13 protein-coding genes and 1 other RNA gene are annotated in these 15,859 nt (G+C 62.8%); 6 read left to right on the top strand and 8 right to left on the bottom strand.

The annotated features are described in order from the left end of the window. Positions 1 to 68: 68 nt before the first annotated feature. Positions 69 to 419: a transfer-messenger RNA gene (gene ssrA / locus PSAL_RS05135) on the bottom strand. Positions 420 to 551: 132 nt separating this feature from the next. Next, positions 552 to 1,802: a tyrosine--tRNA ligase gene (gene tyrS / locus PSAL_RS05130; protein WP_119840181.1), complete on the bottom strand. Its 1,251-nt coding sequence runs from the start codon at positions 1,800 to 1,802 to the stop codon at positions 552 to 554. Positions 1,803 to 1,866: 64 nt separating this feature from the next. On the opposite strand from tyrS, the gene PSAL_RS05125 reads away from it, so the two are divergent. The 4 genes from PSAL_RS05125 to pgi all read left to right on the top strand — a co-directional run bounded on the left by PSAL_RS05125 (position 1,867) and on the right by pgi (position 7,015). Further along, the gene (locus PSAL_RS05125; protein ID WP_119840180.1) at positions 1,867 to 2,991 is read left to right on the top strand and encodes an anhydro-N-acetylmuramic acid kinase; all 1,125 of its coding nucleotides are present in this window, start codon (positions 1,867 to 1,869) and stop codon (positions 2,989 to 2,991) included. Positions 2,992 to 3,222: 231 nt separating this feature from the next. After that, positions 3,223 to 4,674, top strand: coding sequence for a glucose-6-phosphate dehydrogenase (gene zwf, locus PSAL_RS05120; protein WP_119840179.1), 1,452 nt, complete (start codon positions 3,223 to 3,225; stop codon positions 4,672 to 4,674). Beyond that, the gene (pgl, locus tag PSAL_RS05115; protein ID WP_119840178.1) at positions 4,671 to 5,342 is read left to right on the top strand and encodes a 6-phosphogluconolactonase; all 672 of its coding nucleotides are present in this window, start codon (positions 4,671 to 4,673) and stop codon (positions 5,340 to 5,342) included. Before zwf ends, pgl begins: the two co-directional genes overlap by 4 nt. Before the next feature lie 68 nt (positions 5,343 to 5,410). Continuing rightward, positions 5,411 to 7,015, top strand: a complete 1,605-nt coding sequence (gene pgi / locus PSAL_RS05110; RefSeq protein WP_119840177.1) for a glucose-6-phosphate isomerase — start codon at positions 5,411 to 5,413, stop codon at positions 7,013 to 7,015. 3 nt (positions 7,016 to 7,018) lie between these two features. Here pgi and PSAL_RS05105 read toward each other — a convergent pair whose 3' ends face one another. The 5 genes from PSAL_RS05105 to guaA all read right to left on the bottom strand — a co-directional run bounded on the left by PSAL_RS05105 (position 7,019) and on the right by guaA (position 12,120). After that, entirely contained in the window at positions 7,019 to 7,447 is a 429-nt protein-coding gene (locus PSAL_RS05105; RefSeq protein ID WP_119840260.1) for a cupin domain-containing protein, read from the bottom strand. Positions 7,448 to 7,566: 119 nt separating this feature from the next. Then, positions 7,567 to 8,844 (bottom strand): phosphopyruvate hydratase, encoded by a 1,278-nt coding sequence (gene eno, locus PSAL_RS05100; RefSeq protein ID WP_119840176.1) that lies wholly within the window; start codon positions 8,842 to 8,844, stop codon positions 7,567 to 7,569. 160 nt (positions 8,845 to 9,004) lie between these two features. Continuing rightward, entirely contained in the window at positions 9,005 to 9,424 is a 420-nt protein-coding gene (locus PSAL_RS05095; protein ID WP_119840175.1) for a Fur family transcriptional regulator, read from the bottom strand. A gap of 50 nt (positions 9,425 to 9,474) precedes the next feature. Further along, complete coding sequence (locus PSAL_RS05090; protein WP_196222840.1) at positions 9,475 to 10,389, bottom strand: glycosyltransferase family 8 protein; 915 nt, start codon at positions 10,387 to 10,389, stop codon at positions 9,475 to 9,477. Positions 10,390 to 10,554: 165 nt separating this feature from the next. Next, entirely contained in the window at positions 10,555 to 12,120 is a 1,566-nt protein-coding gene (guaA, locus tag PSAL_RS05085; protein ID WP_119840173.1) for a glutamine-hydrolyzing GMP synthase, read from the bottom strand. A 333-nt stretch (positions 12,121 to 12,453) separates the two neighbouring features. Between guaA and PSAL_RS05080 the strand changes: the two genes are divergently transcribed. After that, entirely contained in the window at positions 12,454 to 13,998 is a 1,545-nt protein-coding gene (locus PSAL_RS05080) for a trimethylamine methyltransferase family protein (protein ID WP_119840172.1), read from the top strand. 90 nt (positions 13,999 to 14,088) lie between these two features. On the opposite strand, the gene PSAL_RS05075 is transcribed toward PSAL_RS05080, so the two are convergent. After that, positions 14,089 to 14,367 (bottom strand): DUF6477 family protein, encoded by a 279-nt coding sequence (locus PSAL_RS05075; protein ID WP_119840171.1) that lies wholly within the window; start codon positions 14,365 to 14,367, stop codon positions 14,089 to 14,091. Positions 14,368 to 14,598: 231 nt separating this feature from the next. On the opposite strand from PSAL_RS05075, the gene PSAL_RS05070 reads away from it, so the two are divergent. Continuing rightward, entirely contained in the window at positions 14,599 to 15,741 is a 1,143-nt protein-coding gene (locus tag PSAL_RS05070; protein ID WP_119840259.1) for a DUF6456 domain-containing protein, read from the top strand. The last annotated feature ends 118 nt before the right edge of the window (positions 15,742 to 15,859 follow it).

The following is a 15,859-nucleotide window of genomic DNA, read 5'->3' as shown; positions in this document are numbered from 1 at the left end:
AATTGGCCATGGCCAAGAGGGGGACAGCGTCCCCCCGGCGACTGCGCAGATCTGAAAAGGTGTGGGAAAGTGCAGGTTTCTGTTGCCAGGTACCTGCGAACCCCGCCTTAAGCTGCTAGGCCAAAGGGCTTAAGTTTCGATAGATCGAACCGCTTACGCGGCCAGAGCCATCGGAGCACGATTGTTGTTGGCAATTGTACTTTTTTCGCCGGTAACGGTGGCAGACAGCCGAGACAAAGCTAACCCCTTTAGACGTTCGTCGATCCTGTTTCGGCCCCATGATCCCCCAACAAGGGATGTTTGGTGGAGCCGCCGGGTACCGCCCCCGGGTCCGATCCGCTTATGACGAGCGCGTTTATGTCCATAGTCGCCGAAGCGACAAGGTTCTTATAGGGCCGCCACGCCCGGATTTCAAAGGGAAAACGTAGCGATTTGGGAAGGTCGGTGATTGCCGCATGATGACATCGCCTGCCAGGACATCCGATAGTACCGTCACTGCACAGACAAGGGTCCATGCAGTGACATTCCATTCAAGGCACGAGGCTGGCTTCTCAGCGCGCCAGCTTCACTAGGGCGTGGCGTTTCTTGCCCGCCGACAGCTTGACCGGAGAGGCCAGCGCAGCCTGATCCAGCATCAGCCCGGCATCGGTCAGTGGGGCGTCGTCAAGCCGCGCCCCATTGTCCGCGAACAGGCGCTTGGCCTCTTTGCCAGATCCCACCAGACCCGAGCGCAGGAACAACTGCACGACGGAAATCCCCCCGCCGACCTCTTCCGGGCTCAACTCAAGCGTTGGCAGATCGTCCCCGGTGCCGCCCTTTTCAAAGACTTCGCGGGCAGTGGCTTCGGCGGCCGCTGCGGCTTCGGCGCCGTGCAGCAGGGTGGTCACCTCGTTGGCAAGAATGATCTTGGCGGCATTGATCTCGGACCCGCCAAGGGCGCCAAGGCGATCGCATTCCTCGACCGGAAGCTCGGTATACAGCTTCATGAACCGGCCGACATCGGCGTCGGTGGTGTTGCGCCAGAACTGCCAGAATTCATAAGGCGACAGCATGTCCGGGTTCAGCCAGATCGCGCCGCCCTGGCTCTTGCCCATCTTGCGCCCGTCCGAGGTCGTCAGCAGCGGCGTCGTCAACCCGTAGATCTCGTGATCCAGCACACGCCGGGTCAGGTCGATCCCATTGACGATATTGCCCCATTGATCCGATCCACCTAGTTGCAACAGGCAGCCATAGCGGCGGTTCAATTCAAGGAAGTCATAGGCTTGCAGGATCATGTAGTTGAATTCGAGGAAGGACAGCGATTGTTCGCGATCCAGGCGGGATTTCACCGATTCAAAGCTCAGCATCCGGTTGACCGAGAAATGCCGCCCGATGTCGCGCAGAAACTCGAGATAGTTCAACTCATCCAGCCATTCGGCATTGTTGCGCATAAGGGCGCCGCTGTCCTCGTTGTAATCGAGGTAGCGGGCAAAGACCTTCTGCATCCCGGCGATATTGGCATCGATCTGTTCCGGGCCCAGCAGGGGGCGTTCGTCGGACCGGAAGCTGGGGTCACCCACCTTGGTCGTGCCGCCGCCCATCAGGGTAATCGGGCGCTGGCCGGTCTTCTGGAACCAGCGCAGCAGCATGATGTTCATCAGGTGCCCGACATGCAGCGACGCCGCCGTGGCGTCATAGCCGATATACCCCGGAACGCCGCCCTTCAGCAGCGCATCGTCCAGCGCCTGAAAGTCGGTGCAGTCGGCGACAAAGCCGCGTTCCATGATGACGGACAAGAAGTCCGACTTGGGGATATAGGTCATGACACTTGTTCCGCTTGGTTTTGCAGGGCACTCTATATCCTTGGGCAGAGCAAAGGAAAAGACCATGTCTGAGGCCGCTGAAACGGGGCGAATCATGGCGCTCGGGGTGATGTCGGGCACCTCTCTGGATGGGGTGGATGCCGCATTGGTCGATACCGACGGGCAGCAGATCTTCGGGTTCGGACGCAGCGCCTACCTTGGTTACTCCGAGGCAGAGCAGGCGGCGCTGTCCGCAGCCCTCGGTCTGTGGCCGGGCGAAGACGCGCGCATCACGGCGGCGCATGATGTGGTGCTTGGCGCCCACGCCACCTTGATGGGGGAGTTTCCCGAAGCCGGCGTGATGGGCTTTCACGGCCAGACACTGGCCCATGAACCGCGAGGGCGCGGGACCTTTCAACTGGGTGACGGCGCGGAGCTGGCCCGGCGTCTTGCGCGGCCCGTGGTCTGGGATTTCCGCAGCGCCGATGTGGCGGCAGGTGGCGAAGGCGCCCCATTGGCGCCGTTCTTTCACCATGCCTGCGCGCGGTGGTGCGGTGCGGATGCACCGGTGGCCTTTCTGAACATGGGCGGCGTCGGCAACCTGACCTGGGTCGACCCCGGCTTTGAGGATCCCGCCGCCGATGGCGCCTTGCTGGCCTTTGACACCGGCCCGGCCAATGCGCCGATCAACGACCTGCTGCTGGCGCGACGCGGGGCGGGCTTTGATCAGGACGGCGCGCTTGCGGCCTCCGGGGTTGCGGATGAAGGTGTCATTGCCCAGATCATCAGCCATTCCTATTTCTCAAGAGTGCCGCCCAAGTCACTGGATCGAAATGATTTCGGCGACCTCAGCTCGGCCTGTTCACACCTGTCGGATGCCGATGCCGCCGCCACGCTGACCGGGCTGGCCGCCGAAGGAGTGGCCCGTGGATTGCGCCATTTGCCCGCTCGGCCCGAACGTCTTCTGGTCACGGGCGGCGGGCGGCGCAACGCGGCCCTGATGAAGGCGCTCGACGGGCGTTGCGGCCTGCCTGTCGCTGCGGTCGAGGCCGTCGGGCTGGACGGCGACATGCTGGAAGCCCAGGCCTTTGCCTATCTTGCGGTGCGGGTCCTGAAAGGGTTGCCGATCTCGGCGCCCGGTACGACCGGCGTCCCCAAACCGCAAACCGGCGGGCGGATCAGCCAGCCTGCCGACCTGCAAAGTGCCTGAAAACGCGGCAAGGCCTGCGGCAGATCCGTCCGGTCCCCAGGCTTTGTTGTGCCCTGCTGGCCACGGTCCCCTGTGATCATGGAAGGGCGCCGATTTCTGCGGGCAGTTACCGCTAACGGGCGGCATTGTGATGGGCGCGGCATCTGTTATGCTGCGCTCGGTTCTGCCGTGCCGTGACACCGGTTGCAGCGCGGGTCCCGGCGCCCAAAGCGCGATCTGAAAGGAGCTTTGATGGTTTCTCGAGTGATTCCCGTCGACACGTTCGACCTGGTCATCTTTGGCGGTACGGGGGACCTTGCCCGGCGCAAGATCCTGCCGGCGCTATACCGCCGTTTCTGCTCGGGTCAGATGGAAGGCGACAGCCGGATCATCGGCGCGGCGCGGTCCGACCATACGGCGGAAGAATTCCAACAGCTTATCGCCGAGGGGATCAAGGAATTCGATCCCAAGGCCTATGATGCGGAAAAGGTGGCGGAATTCACCAGCCATCTCGATTACGTGCATGTCGATGCCCTGGGTGAAACCGGGTGGAAAGCATTGGCCGAGAAGGTCTCGGGTGATCGGGTGCGGGCCTTCTATTTCTCTGTCGCACCCAGCCTCTTTGGCGCCTTGGCGGAACGGCTGCATACCCACGGGATGGCCGACAGCAATACGCGCATCGTGGTGGAAAAGCCCTTTGGCCATGACCTTGCCTCGGCACGGGCGCTGAACCAGGATCTGGCAGCGCATTTTGACGAAAGCCAAGTATATAGGATCGATCATTACCTCGGTAAGGAGACGGTTCAGAACCTGATGGCCGTCCGCTTTGGCAACATGCTGTTCGAGCCGCTCTGGAATGCGCAATACGTCGATCATATCCAGATCACCGTTGCCGAAACCGTCGGTGTCGGCGGGCGGGGCGAATATTACGACAAGTCCGGCGCGATGCGGGACATGGTGCAGAACCACCTGATGCAATTGCTGTGCCTGATTGCGATGGAGCCGCCAGCGCGGTTTGAACCCGATGCAGTGCGCGACGAAAAACTGAAGGTCATCCGTGCCTTGGAGGCCGTTCCTGCGGATGACATCGTGCGTGGGCAGTATTCTGCGGCCGGGAAGCAGCCGAATTACCTTGATGATGTCGGGGATCCGACCAGCCGCACCGAAAGCTTCATCGCCATGAAGGTGAAGATCTCGAACTGGAGATGGGCGGGTACCCCGCTTTACCTGCGCACGGGCAAGAAGCTGAAGGCGCGGACTTCGGAAATCGCAGTGGTCTTCAAGCAGACGCCGCATTCGATTTTCGGCCCCGAAAGCGGATCGCACCGCAATATCCTGACAATCCGGCTGCAGCCCAACGAAGGCATGGACCTTGGTGTCACGATCAAGGAACCCGGTCCCGGCGGTATGCGGCTGGTCGATGTGCCGCTCGACATGACCTTTGCCGAAGCGCTCGGCCCGGATGCCGAGGACGTGCCGGATGCCTATGAACGGCTGATCATGGACGTGATCCGGGGCAACCAGACCCTGTTCATGCGCGGGGACGAGGTCGAGGCGGCCTGGGCCTGGGCCGACCCGATCATCGACGGCTGGGAACAGCGCGGCGACCGGCCGATGCCCTACGATCCGGGTTCTACCGGGCCCGAGGAATCGATGATGCTGATGCACAAGGATGGCCGCCGCTGGCGGGAGATAAAGACATGAATTTCAAGGAATACCCTGATCGCGATATGCTTGCGCTGGACCTGGCGGACACGTTGGCCGGGGAGCTTGGCGCGGCGCTGCGGCACGAGGACAGGGTGACCTTTTCCGTGCCCGGGGGGACCACGCCCGGACCGATCTTTGACGCCTTGTCCGGGGTCCGCCTGGACTGGGAGCGGGTCGATGTAGTGCTGAACGATGAACGCTGGGTGCCGGAAACCTCGCCCCGGTCCAACACCGGCTTGCTGCGTCAGCGGCTTTTGTCGGGCCATGCGGCCGCCGCAACCCTGTTGCCGCTATATGCCGATGCACCGGAACCTGAAGGCGCGCTTGAGGCGCTGTCGCAGGCGTTGGCGCCGCATATGCCGATCAACGTGCTGGTGCTCGGCATGGGCGGCGACATGCACACCGCCTCCCTGTTCCCCGGCGCAGATCGCTTGGAAGAGGCCCTTGCTTCGGACGCGCCGATCTTGCTGCCGATGCGCGCTGAAGATGCCGGCGAGCCGCGGATCACCATCACCGCGCCTTATTTGCGCGGTGCTCTGTCGACCCATGTGGTGATCATGGGGGCCGAAAAGCGCGCAGCACTGGAGCGCGCCCGGACCCTTACCCCGGTCGAGGCGCCCATTGCGGCCGTCCTTGCAGAGGCGACCGTGCATTGGGCACCCTGAAACGAAATTACTTCGTGTGACACTTTAATAACGCATATCATCCGATTGAAAACAAGGGAATTTAACCCATGTGGGACAAGCTGAAAACGCTCGCCGAAACGCAGGGCGCTGGCCAGATCCTCGACCTGTTTGCCGCAGATCCTTCACGGTTCGAAGGCTTTTCTGCTCGCGCCGATGGGCTGCTGTTCGATTATTCCAAGACCTCGATTGATGCCGAAGTCCTTCAGGCGCTTCTGGATCTTACCGAAGCCGCAGATCTGCCGGCACGACGCGAAGCGATGTTCAGCGGCGAAAAGATCAACGAAACGGAAGGCCGCGCCGTCCTGCACACCGCGCTGCGTAATCTTGATGCCGACCCGGTGTTGGTCGACGGTCAGGATGTGATGCCGGAAGTCCTGTCGACCCTTTCCCGAATGGAGGCCTTTGCGACCTCGCTGCGCGACGGCAGCTTTACCGGCCAGGGCGGTGCGATCACCGACGTCGTAAACATCGGTATCGGCGGGTCGGACCTGGGACCCGTCATGGCGACGCTTGCCCTGGCACCTTATTGCGACGGGCCGCGGGTACACTACGTGTCGAACGTCGATGGCGCACATATCCACGACACTTTGCAGGGTCTGAACCCGGAAACCACGCTGGTAATCGTTGCCTCCAAAACCTTCACGACAATCGAGACGATGACCAATGCTGCAACGGCGCGCGACTGGATGGCGGAAAAGGTTATTGATCCTTCCGCGCAGTTTGCCGCCCTCAGCACCAGTGCCTCGCTGACCGGCGAATGGGGTATTCCGGCCGAGCGCGTCTTTGGTTTCGAAGATTGGGTCGGGGGGCGGTATTCAATGTGGGGGCCGATCGGTCTGCCGGTGATGATTGCCGTGGGCCCCGAGAATTTCCGCGATTTCCTGTCCGGTGCGCAAGCCATGGACAAGCATTTCCGCACGGCGCCAGCGGCTGAAAACCTGCCCGTGCTGCTGGCGCTGGTGGGGATCTGGCACAATCAGGGGCTTGGCCATGGAACGCGCGCCGTGCTGCCTTACGAACAGCGCCTGCTGCGCCTGCCGGCCTATCTTCAGCAGTTGGAGATGGAGAGCAACGGCAAGCGTGTCGCGATGGATGGCAGCGATCTGACCCAGCCCTCCGGTCCCGTGGTCTGGGGTGAGCCGGGCACCAATGGGCAACATGCCTTCTACCAGCTGATCCACCAGGGCACGCGGGTTGTTCCTTGTGAATTCATGATGGGGATCAATGGCTTCGAAGGTGATCTTAAACATCAGCATGACCTTCTTCTGGCCAATTGCCTGGCCCAGTCAGAGGCGCTGATGATGGGCCGGTCCCTCGAAGAAGCGCGCGGGCTGATGCAGAAGGCCGGCCTTGAAGGCGCGGAACTGGAACGCCAGGCACGCCACCGGGTCTTCCCCGGCAACCGGCCCTCGACGACGCTGCTTTACCCAAAATTGACGCCCTTTGTCTTCGGCCAGATCGTGGCGCTGTACGAACACCGGGTCTTTGTCGAAGGGGTGGTGCTGGGCATCAATTCCTTCGATCAATGGGGCGTAGAACTGGGCAAGGAGCTGGCGCGGACGCTGTCGCCGATTCTTGCGGGGACCGAACCCGCGACGGGCAAGGATGGTTCGACCCGGGGCCTGATTGCCGCGATCCGGGGCGCGCAGTAGCCCTTAGGACGGGATGTCGAAATCCGGCTCCGCCAGGGTGAAATCGGCAAAGTCGAAGCCCGGGGATACGGTGCACCCAACCAGCGCCCAGCCCCCCAGCGGCGCGGCTGTCTGCCAGTAGTTGGATGGCACGATCACCTGGGGGCGCTGACCGGCGGCAAGGTCGGTGCCCAGCAGATGCGTACTGGCGGGTCCGGTTTCGGTTTCCGACAGGCGCAGCTTGATCGGGGCGCCGGCGTAATGGTGCCAGATCTCGGTCGAGACCACCTTGTGCCAATGGCTGACCTCGCCTTGTTTCAGCAGGAAATAGATCGCCGTGCCTGCGGACTTGCCATCCTTGGTATCCTCTTGCGCGCGCCAGGTTTCACCAAAGGCGCCGCCTTCGGGATGGGGCAAGAGGCCGAGCAGGGCGACGATCTCTTCTGCGGTCATGTCGGTCATTTGCAATCTCCTTAGGGGAATTCGGCGGCCATTGGCCCAACCTGAACGAAAACGCCCCGCGAACCAATGACGGATCGCGGGGCGCAGATGGGTCGCACGGGGGAAACGCCCTATTTTTTCAGGATCGAGGTCCCGGCGTATTCTGCGGTTTCGCCCAGCAGTTCTTCGATGCGGATCAACTGGTTGTACTTCGCCAGCCGGTCGGAGCGCGCCAGCGAGCCGGTCTTGATCTGGCCGCAATTGGTTGCCACGGCGAGGTCGGCGATCGTGGCGTCCTCGGTTTCACCCGAGCGGTGCGACATGACGTTGGTATAGCGCGCACGATGCGCCATCTCGACGGCCTTCAGCGTCTCGGTCAGGGTGCCGATCTGGTTGACCTTGACCAGCATGGAGTTGGCCACGCCCTGTTCGATGCCCATGGCAAGGCGGGCAGGATTGGTGACGAACAGATCGTCGCCGACCAGCTGGACCTTGTCGCCGATGGCGTCGGTCAGCAGCTTCCAGCCCTCCCAGTCATCCTCGGCCATGCCGTCTTCGATCGAGATGATCGGATAGGCATCGCAGAGTGCCTTGAGGTAGTCGGCGTTTTCCGCAGAAGTCAGGGATTTGCCTTCGCCCTTCATCTCGTATTTGCCATCGACGAAATATTCGGTCGCCGCGCAATCGAGCGCCAGGAAGATATCCTCGCCGGGCTTGTAACCGGCCTTTTCGATGGATTTCAGGATGAAATCCAGCGCGTCGGTGGTCGAGCCGAGCTCGGGGGCAAAGCCGCCTTCATCACCAAGGCCGGTGGACATGCCGGCGGCCGAAAGCTCTTTTTTCAGGGTGTGGAAGACTTCGGATCCCATGCGCACCGCGTCACGAATGTTCGTGGCCGAAACGGGCATGATCATGAATTCCTGGATGTCGATCGGGTTGTCGGCATGTTCGCCGCCGTTGATGATGTTCATCATCGGCACCGGCAGGACCCGCGCCGAAGTGCCGCCGACATAGCGGAACAGCGGCTGGCCGGTGAAATCGGCAGCAGCCTTGGCGACGGCAAGCGACACGCCGAGGATGGCATTGGCGCCTAGGCGTCCCTTGTTGTCGGTGCCGTCCAGTTCGATCATGGCAAGGTCGATACCGACCTGGTCGATAGCTTCGAAACCGACGATGGTATCGGCGATCTCGCCGTTCACGGCCTCGACCGCCTGCAGGACGCCCTTGCCCATGTAGCGATCCTTGTCGCCATCGCGCTTTTCGACGGCCTCGTGGACGCCGGTGGAGGCGCCCGAGGGCACGGCCGCGCGGCCCATGGTGCCGTCTTCCAGGGTCACGTCGACCTCGACGGTGGGGTTGCCCCGGCTGTCGAGGATTTCGCGGGCGAAAATATCGATAATCGTGCTCATCGGGCAATGTCCCTTGTGGAGAATGGCTTTGCCCCAAGTCTTAGGCCCTCGCTTGGGGCGTGGAAAGGGGCGAGGCGCAACTGTTTGCGTTAACCCGTGAAATTGCCGACGCGAGGCCGCCCTTGGGGGCCAGCGGGCCCGGTGCAGGGTCAGGCCGGCGTCAGTCCTTCTTGATCGGCGTGCCGTAGAGTTCCAGTCGGTGCCCCTGAAGGCGGTAGCCCAGCTTGGCGGCTATCCGTTCCTGAAGCGCCTCGATCTCGGGATCTACGAATTCGATCACCTTGCCTGTGGTCATGTCGATCAGGTGGTCGTGATGGGCGCGTTTCGCGTCTTCATAGCGGGACCGGCCATCGCCGAAATCGACCTTTTCCAAGATCCCGGCCTCTTCGAACAGCTTCACGGTCCGATAGACCGTGGCAAGGGAAATGCGCGGATCGAGCGCATTGGCGCGGTCATGCAGTTCTTCGACATCGGGGTGATCGCGCGCATCATCCAGCACGCCCGAGATCACCCGGCGTTGTTCGGTCATGCGCAGGCCGGATGCTTCGCACCGGGCAAGAATGGAATCTGCTTTCGCCATGGAATCCTTCGCTGATGATGGGTCAGATTTGCAGTCTGCGGCGCTCAGGGTCAACCGTGCCTGCCGTTGGCAAGGCTGACGATATCGCGACCCGTGGCGTCGGAGACCTGTTGCGCTGCAGCCTGCCAGACAGCGCGGGCCCGGTGCCAGGACGGGGTGAAGCGGTTGGTATCGGCGGTTTCGGGATCCCAGGGTTTGAACCCCCCGGCGAAATGAAAGATGCCGGGATCATCGGTGGCCCGGCGCAACTGATCCTTCATGGCGCGGGGCAGGTAGGGTTTGGAAACCAGCCCTTCGGGATCGATGGCATTCCAGCGCAGGTCAAGCGGCTGGATATTGCCGGCAAAGGCATGGTTCAGCCAGCCCTGATCGCGCCGCGGAAGGCCCAGTCGTTCGGTTTCGGCAGGGGCAAGATCCACGTCGAACATCGGCCAAAGGGGCCCTGCGGACAGACCGGGCAGATCGACCAGTATGACGCCGGCATTGAAGTAATCGGCACTGGCGGGCAGCAGGTCCCGGCCCAGGTAGGCTTCCATCTTGGTGCGATACCTGGCCGCGCGGAAGGGCAACCGCGCCCGCGCCCAAAGCCGCAGATAGGGAATGTCGCGAATGGCCCCAAGGGAATGGCCGCCAAGATCGGTGTCAAACAGCGGCGCAGGGTCCTGCATGACGCAGGTGTCGCCATCGATCAGCAGCGTCTTGCAATCCAGATGATCGCGCAGGCCGTAGATCCAGAAGTGCGCTTCAACCGCCGTCATCGCGGGGGCTTCGGTCAGGGTGATCCCGGCCTTCGGAAAGGCCTCCGCGATCTTGTCGACGGCTGGCGAAAACCCCTTTGGGGCGGCGTCTGTCAGCAAAAGAACCTCGCAAGGCCCCGAGACCGATTGCAGCAGGCTCCAGACCGAAACGAGAGTCAGGTAGGAATAGTCCCGGTCGAAGACATAGGTGTAATGCGGAAGGGGCACTGTGGGTCCTCGTGGCCTTACGAACCCCATACGGCGAAGGCGCCAGATGATCCATGCGGGATCGTTTTATCCTCACCCGCCAGCTGCCCAGATGGGGACATTGGCGGGGGAAGTTCTAGGATCCTCTGTTCCGCCGCGTCCCGACCGTCGCGCAGGAGGCGTGGTTCATTCCCACTCGATCGTTCCGGGGGGCTTGGAGGTGATGTCGTAGGTGCAGCGGTTGATGCCCTTGACCTCGTTGATGATCCGCGTCGCGGTCTCGCCAAGGAAGTCATGGCTGAAGGGATAGTAATCCGCCGTCATGCCATCGACGCTGGTCACCGCGCGCAGGGCGCAGGCGTAGTCATAGGTGCGTCCATCGCCCATCACGCCGACGGTGCGCACCGGCAGGATGGCCACGAAGGCCTGCCAGATGTCGTCGTACAGCCCGTGCTTGCGGATCTGGTCGATATAGACCGCATCCGCCTTGCGCAGGATTTCCAGCTTTTCGCGGGTGATTTCGCCGGGGCAGCGGATCGCAAGACCGGGACCGGGGAAGGGATGGCGCCCGATGAAGCTTTCGGGCAGGCCAAGTTCGCGGCCCAGGGCGCGGACCTCGTCCTTGAACAGTTCGCGCAGCGGCTCGACCAGCTTCAACCCCATCTTTTCGGGCAGGCCGCCGACATTGTGGTGGCTCTTGATGGTGACGGAAGGCCCGCCGGAGAAGCTGACGGATTCGATCACATCGGGGTAGAGCGTACCCTGTGCGAGGAAGGCCGCGCCTTCGATCCCGTCGGCATATTTCTGGAAGACGTCGATGAACAGGCGGCCGATGATCTTGCGCTTTGTTTCCGGATCGGAAACACCGTCCAGCTCTCCGAGGAACAGCTCTTGTTCCTGGGCGTGGATCACCGAAAGGTTCATGTTGTCACGGAACATCGACACGACTTCGTCGGCCTCGTTCAGGCGCAACAGGCCGTGGTCGACGAAGACACAGGTCAGGTTTTCGCCAATCGCTTCGTGCAGCAGCGCCGCCGCGACCGAGGAATCGACCCCGCCGGACAGCGCGCAGATGACCTTGGCATCCCCGACCTGATCGCGGATCTTGCCGATCATCTCTTCGCGGTAGGCGGCCATGGTCCAGTCACCGGCGAATCCGGCAAGCTTGACGAAATTCTCGTAGATCATCTTGCCGTTCGGGGTGTGGTGCACCTCGGGGTGGAATTGCACGGCATAGAAATTGCGTTCGCGGTCGGCGGTGATCGCAAAGGGCGCACCGGGCGAGGTGCCGAGCACTTCGAAACCGGGGGCGATTTCGGCAACGTGGTCGCCGTGACTCATCCAGACCTGCTCGCGTTCTTCAAGGAACCAGCCGTCCAGCATCGCATCGCGCTTTTCCGACGGGGTGACCCATGCGCGGCCGAATTCGGCTGTTGCATGTTCGCCCGCTTCGACGCGGCCGCCAAGGTCCTGCATCATGACCTGCTGGCCATAGCAAATGCCCAGGATCGGCACGCCGAGGTCATAGACCTCTTTCGGGGGGCGGGGGGATCCATCGCGCATGACCGAATCCGGCCCGCCCGAAAAGATCACCGCGCGGGGGGCAAATTCTTTCAGGAAAGCGGCGGTCACCTTCTGGTAGGGGTGGATCTCGCAATAGACATTCAGCTCTCGCAGGCGGCGCGCGATCAGCTGCGTTACCTGGCTGCCGAAGTCGATGATCAGGAGGCGGTCATGGGATGTCTGGCTCATGTGGACGCCTTAGTGCGACCGGGCCAATCGCGCAAGAGAAAGCGCAAGCCGCACGCATGGACGCGCTGATTTCGTCTGCAAAGTGTCGGGATTTCGACAGGGGCACAAGGCGGTGACCGCCGGACCTGCCGGGGGCGGGCCACCGGGGGCGCGGGGCGGCCTGCGCCGCGCAAGGCGGGCGAAGTGTCGGTTTCGCACCTCATCCGCCGCAATCGGTCCCTTGTCGCCCCGTCCGGCCCGGTATCTATGACGGCGAGGACCCACGGGCCGCGGCCCGTGCGCAAGAATTCACGGGCAAGCGTCCGTGCAGGTGTCTGGGCAGGGAGACAGATCATGACCGAAGCAGCAACTGGCCGGCGCGGACGCGGTGGCGGAGGGGCGGCCCGGCGCGCGGCCCGCAGCGCGGTCAGCTTCGAAAGCGCTCCGGTCATCGCGCGCAATATCCCGAATTTCGACATGCTCGGTCCCGAGGCCCTGGAGATTATCGAGGCCAATGCCGAAACCGTTCTGGCCGAGGTCGGGGTGAATTTCGTCAACAACCCCGCTGCGCTGGACCGCTGGCGCGCGGTCGGCGCCGACGTGCAGGGCGAACGTGTGCTCATCCCGCGCGGATTGGCCCGCAAGCTGTGTGCCACGGCTCCGGGAAGCTTTGTCCAACATGCCCGCAACCCCGAACGTTCGGTCGAGATCGGCGGACGGAACCTGGTCCTGGCGCCGGTCTATGGCCCGCCGTTCGTGCGCGACCTCGACGGCGGTCGGCGTTACGCCACGATGGACGATTTCCGCAATTTCGTGAAGCTCGGCTACATGTCGAAATGGCTGCATCATTCCGGCGGGACCGTCTGCGAACCTACGGATGTGCCGGTGAACAAGCGTCATCTCGACATGCTGCACGCCCATATGACCCTGTCGGACAAGCCCTTCATGGGCTCGGTCACCGAACCCAGCCGCGCCCAGGACAGTGTCGATATGTGCAAGATCCTGTTCGGAGAGGATTTCGCCAGCAACAACACGGTGATGACCTCGCTCATCAACATCAACTCGCCGCTGACCTTCGACGATACGATGATGGGCGCGCTCGAGATCTATGCCGCCAACATGCAGGCCTGCATCGTGTCACCCTTCATCGTCGGGGGGGCCATGGCGCCGGTGTCCGTGGTGGGCACGCTGACTCAGGTGCTGGCCGAGGTGCTGGCAGGGGTCGCCTACGCCCAGCTCGTGCGCCCCGGTGCGCCGGTAATCTTCGGCGCCTTCGTCACCTCGATCGACATGAATTCCGGCGCGCCCACCTTCGGTACGCCCGAAGCCAGCCAGATCCTTTACGGGGCAGGGCAGCTGGCCCGGCGGCTCGGCCTGCCGTTCCGGTCAGGTGGCGGGCTCTGCGGGTCGAAATTGCCCGACGCCCAGGCCGCTTATGAGACCTCGAACACGCTGAACGCCGCCTTGTTGGGCGGGGTGAACTTCATGCTGCATGCCTGTGGCTGGCTGGAAGGCGGGCTGGTCGCCTCATTTGAGAAATTCGTGCTGGACGCAGATCAGCTTGGCATCCTGCACAGGATCGCTGCCGGTGTCAGCCATGACGAGGAAGCCCAGGCCATGGATGCGATCCGTGAGGTGGGGCCGGGCGGGCATTACCTTGGTTGTTCGCATACCCAGCGGAATTTCCAGACCGCTTTCTGGCGTTCGGATGTGCTGGACAACAAGCCCTATGAAACCTGGTCGGAAGAGGGCGCGCGCTCCAGCCAGCAGCTGGCGGCGGTCCGGGTCAAGAAGTTGCTCGATACCTACCAACAACCCGGGTTGGCCCCCGACGTGTCCGAGGCGCTGGCCGCCTATGTCGCCCGCCGCAAGGCCGAAATGCCCGATGCCTTTGTCTGAACGGGGGGCGTTGCGGGCAATTCATGACGAGGCCGGCCCTGACAGGCGCGCATTACGGTCTTTCGGCACAGCCCCCGTGTGATTGCGCCTTCAGCCCTGCATCAGCCGTGCTTCGCCGATCAGCGCACATAGCACCGAAACATGCTGGCTTGGTGAATAGGTCGTGCAGCCGTCGCGGCGCAACCGGTTCAGCTCGGCCTCGCGGTCCATCAGGTGCATCGCCGCCGCCCCGTGGCGTGGCAGCACCGACTGGCCCAGTACGGCGCTTAGGTGCACCTCGCGGCGATAGCCGTCGGCGGCGATCCTTGCCGCGCGGATCAGCATCCGCGGGCGGCGCAACTTGGCGAGCATCGATTGAATATCCTGCATCTTGATCTTCCTTGGCATCCCAGGTGGCGGACCAGCAGCTGATCCATACCATCACTCAATCATGCCGAGTGTTGCGCAGGCCCTATGTCTCCGCACGGTGGTTCAAGGATAGTTTATGTTTTGGAAACAATCTTTGTGTCAGGGGTTAATTGTTAACCCTGAAGAAACCTTAACGCCGTTTGCTAGAGAGAGGACCGGGAGACCCCCGCAACCATGTTTGGCCTGATCGTGATGGATATAGCTGACCTGTCTCGAAATTCGGATCCCCATTGCCGGGATCTGCCTGCATGGGTGCCGGATTCCGCCCGCCATTTTCTGGCTCATACCGAGGATGGCGTTTCACTTCGTCAATTGGCGCGGGAAGCGGGCTGCCACGCTTCGACCGTCCTGCGCCGGATCCGCCGGTTCGAAAAGCTCAGCCAAGATCCCCTGCTGGATCACGCGCTGAGCCGTCTCGGACAGCACCGCAGGCCTGCCAGCCTGCGCGACCTGCACCGGTCGGATAAAAAGGAGCCTGTATCGATGAAGCCTTCTCTGCCCGAAGATTTCCAACAACCGATGACCGAAGCCGCCCTGCGCCGGGATGCCCTGCCGGTCCTGCGCCATCTTGCCCATGCTGGAACGGTTCTTGCCGTGGCCCAGGACATGGACAAGGCGGTTGTCGTCCGGGACCGGATCGATGGATCGCCCGATCGGCTGGACATCGTGTCCCGCACCCTGGCCGAGGCTATGGCGCTGAACGACTGGATCGCTTGCACGGCCCCCGGCCGGGTCGCGCGCTACACCATCACCAGCGCGGGGCGTTCGGTGCTTAACCGTCTGACGGCGCGATCGGAAAATGCCGCCCGTGGCTTTGCCGAAGGCATGGCAAGCTTTGATCATCGCAGCGCCACAGCCGTTGATCCGGAGGCCGACGACGGCGCAGAGACGCCTCGTTCGCGGGGCTATCAAAGCGATTCTCCCGTGGCGGCCCTTGCGCGGCGGCGTGACCGTGACGGGACGCCTTTCCTGCGCCCCGAACAGGTTCGGGCGGGTGAACGCCTGCGCGAAGACTTCGAATTGTCGCAGATGGGGCCGCGTGTCACGCAGGATTGGGACCGTTTCCTGACAGCCGGGATCTCTGGCGCCGCGCATCAGGGCGGCGGGCGCGGACCGGAAGCCGCGCGGGACCGCGTTGCCTCTGCATTACGTGACCTCGGGCCCGGTCTGGGCGACGTTGTGCTGCGCTGCTGCTGTCACATGGAGGGCCTTGAAACCGCAGAGCGCAAGATGGGCTGGTCGGCGCGGTCGGGCAAGATCGTGCTGCGCATCGCGCTTGACCGGTTGGAGCGACACTACCGCGCCCAGCCCCGCGACAGCGGGCTGATCGGCTGACTGGGGGCGTCTTCCCCGATCCCGTGGAACCTGACCCCGGCCGGAGCCTTCCGTGCCGGGTTTTTCATGTTCAAACCGGAAAGAAGGATCTTACTGGTTTGCAGACAGATCTTCGCAT

Source organism: Pseudooceanicola algae, from assembly GCF_003590145.2.
GTDB classification, from domain to species: Bacteria; Pseudomonadota; Alphaproteobacteria; order Rhodobacterales; family Rhodobacteraceae; genus Pseudooceanicola; species Pseudooceanicola algae.
The sequence above is the reverse complement of the archived record's forward strand: the minus strand, read 5'-3'. Positions and strand labels throughout refer to the sequence as shown.

Bases quoted from the DNA above. Each gene is read 5' to 3' on its own strand.
- tyrS (WP_119840181.1), bottom strand. From the start codon at position 1,802: ATGACCTATATCCCCAAGTCGGACTTCTTGTCCGTCATCATGGAACGC.
- PSAL_RS05125 (WP_119840180.1), top strand. From the start codon at position 1,867: ATGTCTGAGGCCGCTGAAACGGGGCGAATCATGGCGCTCGGGGTGATG.
- zwf (WP_119840179.1), top strand. From the start codon at position 3,223: ATGGTTTCTCGAGTGATTCCCGTCGACACGTTCGACCTGGTCATCTTT.
- pgl (WP_119840178.1), top strand. From the start codon at position 4,671: ATGAATTTCAAGGAATACCCTGATCGCGATATGCTTGCGCTGGACCTG.
- pgi (WP_119840177.1), top strand. From the start codon at position 5,411: ATGTGGGACAAGCTGAAAACGCTCGCCGAAACGCAGGGCGCTGGCCAG.
- PSAL_RS05105 (WP_119840260.1), bottom strand. From the start codon at position 7,447: ATGACCGCAGAAGAGATCGTCGCCCTGCTCGGCCTCTTGCCCCATCCC.
- eno (WP_119840176.1), bottom strand. From the start codon at position 8,844: ATGAGCACGATTATCGATATTTTCGCCCGCGAAATCCTCGACAGCCGG.
- PSAL_RS05095 (WP_119840175.1), bottom strand. From the start codon at position 9,424: ATGGCGAAAGCAGATTCCATTCTTGCCCGGTGCGAAGCATCCGGCCTG.
- guaA (WP_119840173.1), bottom strand. From the start codon at position 12,120: ATGAGCCAGACATCCCATGACCGCCTCCTGATCATCGACTTCGGCAGC.
- PSAL_RS05080 (WP_119840172.1), top strand. From the start codon at position 12,454: ATGACCGAAGCAGCAACTGGCCGGCGCGGACGCGGTGGCGGAGGGGCG.
- PSAL_RS05075 (WP_119840171.1), bottom strand. From the start codon at position 14,367: ATGCAGGATATTCAATCGATGCTCGCCAAGTTGCGCCGCCCGCGGATG.
- PSAL_RS05070 (WP_119840259.1), top strand. From the start codon at position 14,599: ATGGATATAGCTGACCTGTCTCGAAATTCGGATCCCCATTGCCGGGAT.